This window comes from Promicromonospora kroppenstedtii DSM 19349, assembly GCF_000515355.1.
GTDB lineage: Bacteria > Actinomycetota > Actinomycetes > Actinomycetales > Cellulomonadaceae > Promicromonospora > Promicromonospora kroppenstedtii.
This window is the reverse complement of record NZ_KI911587.1, coordinates 973-3,060: the sequence shown is the minus strand read 5'-3', so window position 1 is coordinate 3,060 and position 2,088 is coordinate 973. Positions and strand designations below refer to the sequence as shown.

The 2,088-nt window shown below is 72.7% G+C and carries 3 protein-coding genes; 1 reads left to right on the top strand and 2 read right to left on the bottom strand.

The window, feature by feature from the left end; all coding sequences use genetic code 11:
* On the top strand, window positions 1-799 hold a 799-nt coding region (locus tag PROKR_RS02635), incomplete at its 5' end, for an LLM class flavin-dependent oxidoreductase (protein WP_036959371.1).
* Window positions 800-969: 170 nt separating this feature from the next.
* On the opposite strand, the gene PROKR_RS38135 is transcribed toward PROKR_RS02635, so the two are convergent.
* Window positions 970-1,170: an alpha/beta hydrolase gene (locus tag PROKR_RS38135; protein ID WP_084800211.1), complete on the bottom strand. Its 201-nt coding sequence runs from the start codon at window positions 1,168-1,170 to the stop codon at window positions 970-972.
* A 75-nt stretch (window positions 1,171-1,245) separates the two neighbouring features.
* Window positions 1,246-1,578, bottom strand: a complete 333-nt coding sequence (locus PROKR_RS02630; RefSeq protein WP_036959369.1) for a hypothetical protein — start codon at window positions 1,576-1,578, stop codon at window positions 1,246-1,248.
* Between the last annotated feature and the right edge of the window lie 510 nt (window positions 1,579-2,088).

Below are 2,088 nucleotides of genomic sequence, written 5' to 3'. Positions count from 1 at the left end.
CGCACGGACCGGCGGGCGGTACGCCGACGGGCGCCGGCTGCGCCCCGTGCGGCACCGCGGCGAGCACTACGCGTTCGACGGCCCGCTCAATGCGCTCCCGTTCGACGGCGGGATCGACGGAGAGCCGGTCATCGTCTCGCCCGGCGGCTCCGGGCGCGGGCTGGCGTTCGCCGGAGCGAACAGCGACGTCCAGCTCGCGCTCGCGCCGCTCACCGAGTCGAGCGTGCGCGACTACCGGGCCAAGGTGCACGCCGCCGCCCGCGCGTCGGGCCGGGCGCTGGAGCACGTCAAGGTGCTGTTCGCTGTTCGGCCGGTGCTCGTGTCCAGCCCGCAGGAGGCCGACCGGCTGGTGGCGGCGTCGGCCAACCCGGACGACGGCGCGCTGCTGCGCATCGCCGAGCAGCAGTCGAGCGACCTGGAGACCGACCTGACGGCGCTCGACCTCGACAAGCCGCTGCCCACGGGCCTGTTCGGCGACCACGTCTCGCACGGGTCGATCAAGCGGCTGGTGAGCGGGCACGACCTGGCCACCACACCGCTGCGCGTGCTGCTCGCCGGACTCGCCCGGCTGGGCCGCATCGCCGACCGCACGGGCTGGGTGGGTACGGCCGGCGAGCTGGCCGACCTCATCGAGGAACTGGGGGAGTGGGGCAACGACGGCGTGCTCCTGTGGGGCGACCTGCACCCCGTCACGGTGCACCGCACGCTCGACGAGCTGGTCCCGATCCTGCGCAGGCGCGGCATCCTGCGCACCGAGTGGGCCGACGGCGGCCTACGGGCCAACCTGCGGGCGTTCTGACCCCGCACCGGTCGTCGTGGGTCGTGCGCACCGTCATGACGATCTCGACGACCCTGACGACGTCGGGTCCGATGGCCCGCACCGTGCTGCTGGTCTCGACGCCGACGAGAGCCTCTGCCGCGCCGCCCTCGCTCTCGCGCCGGACCTCTCTGCCACGTCACACCCCACTGTCACACCCCGGCACCCGCGGTGACCTCACGCAGGATCTCCCGCCCCGCGGGCCAGGCACCGAGCCCGCTCGCGCCGTTCACGTGCCCGACGGGACCGATCCCGACCGCCGAGGCTCCCCAGACCGCCGCCTGGGGCCGGCACGGTCCTGCCGACGTCCGGCAGCATCCGGATGCGGTCGACCGCGCCCGCTGTCCAGCCAGATGTCGAGCGGCGCGTCCGTCGTCGTGGTCCTGACCAGGCGAGGCGGTGGCATTGGCTACGGCAACCTGCGCTGGTCAGCAGTCGACGCGGCCAATGGCGATGTTCGAGGCCGGGACCAGCAGCGGACCACAGGAGAACCCGAGGATGTTGCCGCCGGCGTCCGCGGGGATGGTGGCGGTCACGATCGGAACGTCTGGGATGCACCCTGGGTTGGTCGTGCTGCCGTTGTGGTGGCCGGGGAAAACAGGGTTCGGGATCCCCAGGGCGGGTGCGCCGGTGAACAGGGTGATGCTGCACGGGTCTCCGGCATCGGCCGCCGCGGCCGGGGTAGCCGCGGCGACGGTACCCGCGAGGGCAGCGGCGAGGCCGATCGTGGCGGCGGACGCGATTGCTGCTCGGATCTTCATGCGAGGCTCCTTCAAGCCGAGATGCTTCCGCGTGGGCGGATGGGGGACGAGCCGGCCGAGAGGTGCGTCGGCACTGACGCTCGTCTTCAGTAGATCCCCGAGCCCTTGCCACTTGGGCGGGACGCGTACGTGGCGCCGGAGGTGTGACCTGATCGCCGCTTCCGAGGTTCTGTTCAAGCCACGATGTTGCAACGTTTCAACCCTATTCCTGCGGGCAGGAGCTCGTGGTCTGAACAGAACCTCAGGAGCGAACGGCGCAGCACCCCTCGTTCACTGCGTGGTCCTGAACGCGTCGATGACGGGGATCCCGGCGGCGGCCGTGACCCGCCGGTGAGCTCTCGGCTCGACGACGCCGGGACCGCGACGCTCCGCAGCAGCTACGACCGGGATCCGCAGGGAACGTGCGGGACGTGGTCACCGCAACCGAGTGGGCACTCCCGCCCGCGACCTGAGCACGCGCCGGCGCGGCCGGGGGAGCTCGGGCCGGTCCGGCACCCGCAGCCGGCCGCC